This window comes from Chloroflexota bacterium, from assembly GCA_013152435.1.
Classification (GTDB): Bacteria; Chloroflexota; Anaerolineae; order DUEN01; family DUEN01; genus DUEN01.
On the sequence record JAADGJ010000132.1, the window covers coordinates 21679 to 27835 of the forward strand.

Annotated in this window: 6 protein-coding genes and 1 pseudogene; all 7 read left to right on the forward strand. The window is 58.4% G+C overall.

All coding sequences use genetic code 11. The features are described from left to right. Positions 1-7 precede the first annotated feature (7 nt). The 7 genes and pseudogenes from cmr3 (at position 8) to GXP39_18410 (ending at position 6128) form a co-directional block, all read left to right on the forward strand. The gene (gene cmr3, locus GXP39_18380) at positions 8-1177 is read left to right on the forward strand and encodes a type III-B CRISPR module-associated protein Cmr3 (GenBank protein NOZ30002.1); all 1170 of its coding nucleotides are present in this window, start codon (positions 8-10) and stop codon (positions 1175-1177) included. After that, positions 1174-2502 (forward strand): type III-B CRISPR module RAMP protein Cmr1, encoded by a 1329-nt coding sequence (gene cmr1 / locus GXP39_18385; protein NOZ30003.1) that lies wholly within the window; start codon positions 1174-1176, stop codon positions 2500-2502. Before cmr3 ends, cmr1 begins: the two co-directional genes overlap by 4 nt. Before the next feature lie 28 nt (positions 2503-2530). After that, the gene (cmr4, locus tag GXP39_18390; protein NOZ30004.1) at positions 2531-3391 is read left to right on the forward strand and encodes a type III-B CRISPR module RAMP protein Cmr4; all 861 of its coding nucleotides are present in this window, start codon (positions 2531-2533) and stop codon (positions 3389-3391) included. Positions 3392-3403: 12 nt separating this feature from the next. After that, positions 3404-3784 (forward strand): type III-B CRISPR module-associated protein Cmr5, encoded by a 381-nt coding sequence (locus tag GXP39_18395; protein NOZ30005.1) that lies wholly within the window; start codon positions 3404-3406, stop codon positions 3782-3784. After that, positions 3781-4836: a type III-B CRISPR module RAMP protein Cmr6 gene (cmr6, locus tag GXP39_18400; GenBank protein ID NOZ30006.1), complete on the forward strand. Its 1056-nt coding sequence runs from the start codon at positions 3781-3783 to the stop codon at positions 4834-4836. Before GXP39_18395 ends, cmr6 begins: the two co-directional genes overlap by 4 nt. After that, positions 4833-5750, forward strand: coding sequence for a DUF1887 family protein (locus GXP39_18405; GenBank protein NOZ30007.1), 918 nt, complete (start codon positions 4833-4835; stop codon positions 5748-5750). The genes cmr6 and GXP39_18405 overlap by 4 nt, the downstream gene beginning before the upstream one ends. Further along, positions 5747-6128, forward strand: a pseudogene (locus tag GXP39_18410) (hypothetical protein). The gene GXP39_18405 and the pseudogene GXP39_18410 overlap by 4 nt, the downstream one beginning before the upstream one ends. The last annotated feature ends 29 nt before the right edge of the window (positions 6129-6157 follow it).

The window sequence follows — 6157 nt, forward strand, 5'->3', positions numbered from 1 at the left end:
GAGAGCCATGAGTCTATGGATTATTGAACCCAGAGATCCGCTCATTTTCCGGGACGGGAAACCCTTCAGCGCCGTGCCGGGGGCTATGGCCAAATCACTGCCATTCCCCTTCCCGTCGACGATAGCGGGCGGAGTGCGCACGCATGCCGGGCCGGATGCAGATGGACGTTTCAGCGAGAAGCGCATTGACGAGCTTTTGTCCCTGAGCATCCGAGGTCCTCTGCTGGTGGAAGTAGGATGGGATAGGAAGGTTACAGAGTGGTTCGTACCCGCTCCGGCGGATGCATTGGTGTTCCGAGGGGATAATGATGAAGAAGGGAGAAGGAGGCGATTGAAGCCTGCTCGGGTACCAGATGGAGCCAGGACTAATCTGGTGGATAGGCTTGTCCCTGTAGCTTTGGGGAGAACCATGGAAAAGAGTAAGCCTCATCCCAAAGCTCCCAGGTTTTGGAAGTGGAGGGCCTTTGAGGAATGGCTGGTGGCGCCGACGGACGATCTGGCCGCTGGGCCAATGGATGCCTGGGGACAAGAAGGTCCGGTCCGAGAGCGAAGGATTCACGTGGCTATGGAAGCCGTCACCCAGACGGCGAAGGAAGGCGCCCTCTTCCAGACCAGCGGTTTGGAGTTCGTAAGTGGGGGCCGAAAGGACTTGAGTCGTGTGCGGGAGATGGCGCTGGCTGTGGAGACCGATGCCGAAATGAAAGAGGGGCTGGGCTTTCTGGGGGGCGAGCGGCGAGCCGTCTCTTGGCGGAGGACGGATATGACATTACCGCCTCAACCTGCCGGGTTGGCGGACATTGTTGTCGGGCAGAAGAGGTGTAGGCTGATCTTGCTCACTCCTGGCCTGTTCGAGCGCGGTCACCTTCCCACCTGGATGGTAGAGGAGTGTTGTCCTGATGTTGAAGTGAGGATCGTGGCAGCAGCCGTGCCCCGGTATCAGGCGGTATCCGGGTGGGATTACGAGAAAAGGAAACCGAAGCCAACCCGTCGTCTAGCTCCGGCCGGAAGCGTGTATTTTCTGGAGCTCAATGGAGACGACGATGCGATCAGACGTTTCGTTGATGCCGTCTGGATGCAGAACGTCAGTGATGGGGAACAAGATCGCAGGGATGGTTTCGGTCTGGCTGTTGTAGGCGTTTGGGACGGTGTCCTAGTGGAGATGGAGGGGGGACGATGAACAGAAACCGAAAACCAAAATCGCCACCGCCTGATGTCAAACCTCGCGATCTCGACGAGGAGAGCATGGTGCGGCAGACTCGTAAATATGAACTGATCACGCCGCTATTTGGCGGCGGTGCGAATCCCCAGGAAGCGGATCCAATCACCGTGGTGCGGGGCCCCGAGGTGCGCGGGCAACTGCGCTTCTGGTGGCGAGCTACACGTGGAGGGCTGTTCGATGGTGATCTGGAGGCGATGCGCAGAGCGGAAGAGGCGATCTGGGGCTCCGCGGCGGCCAAAGGGAAGCCGGGACCGTCCAAAGTGCGGATCATGATCTCGGACGTCTCCTCCACATCGGAATTCAAGAGAGTTCAGATTAGGAGAAGGGAAAGGTGGATGGAAGTGGATGTAGGTGACCCTTCTTCTCCCTACAGTTACGTGGCCTTTCCCTTGCGGAAGATGCCGGACAAACCTGCCGCTGGGCTGCGCGAGGAAGGCATTGTGTTCACCCTCGAACTGATGCTGACTCAGAAAGAAGTGGAAGTCACTCTGAAAGGGAGCCGACGGATAAGGCTCCATCTAATGGACGAGATCGAGGCTGCCCTGTGGGCGTGGGAGACATTTGGTGGCATTGGCGCTCGCACGCGACGGGGATTCGGTGCATTACACTTGGTGGCGATTGACGATCAGCGGCAGACGCCGCCAAGCTGCGATCAAGTGGAGAGATGGTTGCAAGAGGGACTAAAAAAGTATGTAACGGAGGGAAAGTGGCCGAAAAGGGTTCCCCATCTGCTGCGGGACATGAGGATTGTGTTGACTCCTGCGAAAGGAGACGGGGTCGAAGCCTGGGAGCACCTCTTCGGACGCTTACGCCGGTTTCGCCAATCGCGGTACCCTGATAGCCATGGTCGGCCCTATGGTCGTAGCAAGTGGCCTGAGGCCGACACAGTGCGACGCGTGACCGATACGTACTCTCCGGGACATGATCCTGTTCATCCCGTTCAAGGTAAAGCGCCGCGAGGACGCTTCGGTCTCCCCATGATCATCCAGTTCAGGCAAGACGATGTCAGTTGTGGTGATCCCCAACCTGCGACTCTGCAGGGCGCTGGGCACGAGCGATACGCAAGCCGTCTGATCCTTCGCCCTTTTCTCTGTTCCGATGGCAAGGCTGTTGGGATCGCCTGTGTGCTCGAAGGGCCCGCTGATCCTCCAGGAGGCTATGTTCTGAAGACGGTGAAGGGAGATTTTCCTGTAGAAGCCGGTTTGACTCAGGAAGAAGCGGATGAAATCTCACCCCTTAAGGGCAAATCGGACGTTCTCCAAGCTTTTCTCGACTACCTGTGATGGGGCAAACCAAAAGGAGTGATTAGTCATGTACGCGAAACTTCTTTTCCTCCACGCGCTTTCTCCGATACACGCCGGAACGGGTCAGGGTGTTGGGGTGATCGACCTGCCTGTTGCCCGAGAGAAAGCCACGGGCATCCCCATCGTGCCAGGGTCCTCGGTCAAAGGGGTGCTGCGAGATGCCTGTCCCGATGACAAGAAGGTCGCTATCTTCGGGCCTGATACGGGCAACGCCGATCTTCATGCGGGCTCTGCCCAGTTCACCGATCTGCGGTTGCTGCTTTTGCCGGTGCGCAGCCTGAAGGGCACATTCGCATGGGTCACATCTCCGCTGTTGCTGCGGCGATTTCTGCGAGATGCCGACAACGTGCGAGACGCTATGCCTCCCGATACCGCGCCCGACGTCCCCAACCTCGAAACCTGTTTCGTCAGCGATGAAAGCTGCGAAATTGACATGGCGGGGGATAATGGAAGGCGGGTCATCCTGGAGGATCTGGAGCTGAATGCAAAGGAGTCGGAGGAGGCCGCTCGATGGGCTGAGTGGCTTGGGAGCCAACTCTTTCCGTCTGACTCTTATTGGAAAGGTGCGCTAAAAGGCCGCATTTGCATCGTCCACGACGATGTGCTCTCCTTCCTGTTGGAAACAGCCACCGAGATCGCGGCCAGAATCCGTTTGAAGGAAAAGGAGAAAACGGTGGAGCGAGGGGCGTTGTGGTACGAGGAGGCTCTGCCGGCCGAGACGGTGCTGTCAGGCCTGCTGCTGGCGGCCGAGGTAAAAGCCGGGAAGGACGAGGTCTTTTCCGTTGTGGGAGATCTGGTGAAGTCTCCGGTGCAGGTGGGGGGAAACGCCACCGTTGGCCGCGGGCTCTGCCAGATGCGCCTAGTGTAGGGAGGCAATATGATGATAAGCCTAGAACAGAGGTATGCTGCATCCATCTACGATCAGGTGAAGGCCCGAGAGGGAGAGTACCCCGGGGATTCCAGGGAGCGTAAACAGTATGGCTCCATGGCGCACAAGCTGCCGATCCTGGTGAGACAGGCGGGGCTGGTACAGGCGTTAGAGTTCGTCAACAGCCGCGACAGGGGGCCTTATAGAGCATTGCTGGAGGATCTGGCTCAGGTGGTGGGCGTGAACGACGGAGAAGGGCTGTTGGCAACCAGCCGTTGCGCTGATCTGGCCGACTACATCTATCTGACCAACCAGGTCATGCTGGCGCTGAAGTGGTACAAACGCTTCGCACAGTCAGTCCTCGGGGTGGAGCCGGCGGAGGAAGAGATATGAGCGATCGCAGAGGGCGTTTCGAGGACATAGAGGCGCAATCCACCACCCACGCAGGCCTCTGGCTGGACAAGTTCATCGCTGGTTTTGAGCGACAAGATGGGAGCCCCCCCCAGGGCACCTTAGTCAAGGAGGTGTCTCGTATCTCAGAGCCAAAGCCCTACGTGAGGTTCTTCCAGCGTTGGAAAGAGGCCCTAAGGGAGTGCGGCGTGAAAGAAGAGCACTTGAGGGAGGCCAAGGCGTTAGGGCGTCTGGCCGTCGGGTTGGGAGGCGAGGCGGTACTGGAAACCGCGATCACTTTACATCATACTTACGGTGTCCCTTATATTCCTGGCAGCGCCTTGAAGGGCCTGGCTGCCAGTTACGCCCGTCGAAGGCTGGAGGGAGACGAATGGAGCAGGAACGGATGGGCATATCAGGCCGTCTTCGGGGATACGGACGAGGCGGGGTATGTCACATTCTTCGACGCGCTTTATGTGCCCGGCAGCGGCCATAAGGGGAAAGCTCTCTGGCCTGACGTGATCACGGTGCATCATCGGGAGTATTACAGCGGCGAAAAGAAGCCACCCGCTGACTGGGATAGCCCCAATCCCGTGCCCTTTCTCAGCGCCACGGGGAGATACCTGGTTGCCTTGCAAGGTGATGATGCCTGGGTAGAGAAGGTGTTCGATATCCTAGGCCATGCGTTGATGGAGGAGGGGATCGGGGCCAGAACGTCTAGTGGGTATGGGCGGATGACTCTCGAGACCGGTTCCTCGTCCGTCTTCGCCTTCCGGCCGGGCGAGACCTACGAGTTAGCCCGGCTCAGGTTGCTGAGGCGGGAGGCCCCGCCTCCAGGGCGTTATCGCGGTACGGTTGTGCGCGTGCGCGAAGAAGGCCGGTATGGGTTCATCAGGCCCGCTCACGGTGGGAAGGATATGTTCGTACATGTCTCCCAATTGGTTCCGCCGATCCAGCAGCTCAGGGAAGGCCAGGTAGTAGAGTACAAAATCGGCAAGCACGAGGGAAGGGATCAGGCGCAGGATGTAGAGGTCCTGTTGGAGAGAGACACATGAAGGCTATGGTGCTTTTGGCTGGCGAGCAGGCGGCTCCCAACTTATTGCCGGCCAGGAACTTCCATCCCGACGAGATATACATCCTCCATACCGATTTCTGGAAAAGTAAGCTCATGGCCGATCGCCTGAAGATGCGTCTGGGAGAGGCGGAAGTGAAACTCTATCCTATAGACGCGTACGACGTTGGGAAGATTACATCGCAGGTATCGGAGTTGTTGAGGAGCTTGGGCGAGGCTCTGGTCAACGTCACGGGTGGGACCAAGCCCATGTCCATGGCTGCCCTGATGGCAGCGAGGGAGACGGGTCAACGGCCTTTTTACGTCCGCAGTCAGCGATCCGAGACCGAAATAGACTTCTACGAGTTCGATGAGAGAGGGATGCCCAAAGTAGCGGATACGATTACGATCTCCGACACCATCACGCTGGATGACTATCTGGTCTCCTACTTCGGATCTCAGTATGAATTCACAGGATATGGTCGAGGTAAGGGGGTGGCATTCGAACGGGCCATTCACTTGGCTCTGGAGCCATGGGTGGATGAGATCGGCGTGGGATGGAAGCATGAGAGCGGCGCCGTAGATGTGGACTTCGTGATACGTTGTAACAACCAGGTGGGAATAATCGAGGCGAAGACGGGGGGCAAAGCGCGGACTACTGAGGGAATAAAGCAACTGGCGGTCGCTGGCGGACAGCGGTTTTTCGGCACTTATACACGCCGATTCCTCGTGATAGATCAGCGATGGCCTGAAAAGAGCAACAATCGGGCGCTGGCTGAGGCCATTGGCATCACCCTCGTGGAGCTTCCCAGCTTTCATGACCAGGGAGAGCTGAGCCAGGCCGAAACTGAAGAATTGGTTGGAAAGGTGCACGATGCCCTGGGCAAGCCGACGAGGCTGGAGAGAAGGGAACCATGATCCTCATCAACTTCTCACATCCTCTCACTGACGAGCAGCGGGCGCAGATCGAGGCGTTGACCGGCCAGGAGGTGGCCGAAATCCGGGGTGAGATGCCCCAGTTCGATCATAAGAGCCCCTTTGCAGAGCCAGATCCGGGAGTTGGTCGATCGGGTGGGGCTGGGCCCAGAGGGATGGCAGACGACGCCGTTGCTCATCAACCCGCCCGGCTATGCCCCCGCCGCCGTGGTTCTGCTGGCCGAACTCCATGGGCGAATGGGACACTTCCCGGCCGTATTGCGTCTGCGTCCCGTGGAGGGCAGCGTGCCTACCCGCTATGAGGTGGCCGAGATCGTCAATTTGCAGGAGGTACGCGATAGAGCTCGTACACGGAGGTGAGCATAAAGTCGTGATCCAAGGATGATGCG

Coding starts and splice junctions, on each gene's coding strand:
- cmr3 (NOZ30002.1), top strand. CDS start 8: ATGAGTCTATGGATTATTGAACCCAGAGATCCGCTCATTTTCCGGGAC.
- cmr1 (NOZ30003.1), top strand. CDS start 1,174: ATGAACAGAAACCGAAAACCAAAATCGCCACCGCCTGATGTCAAACCT.
- cmr4 (NOZ30004.1), top strand. CDS start 2,531: ATGTACGCGAAACTTCTTTTCCTCCACGCGCTTTCTCCGATACACGCC.
- GXP39_18395 (NOZ30005.1), top strand. CDS start 3,404: ATGATAAGCCTAGAACAGAGGTATGCTGCATCCATCTACGATCAGGTG.
- cmr6 (NOZ30006.1), top strand. CDS start 3,781: ATGAGCGATCGCAGAGGGCGTTTCGAGGACATAGAGGCGCAATCCACC.
- GXP39_18405 (NOZ30007.1), top strand. CDS start 4,833: ATGAAGGCTATGGTGCTTTTGGCTGGCGAGCAGGCGGCTCCCAACTTA.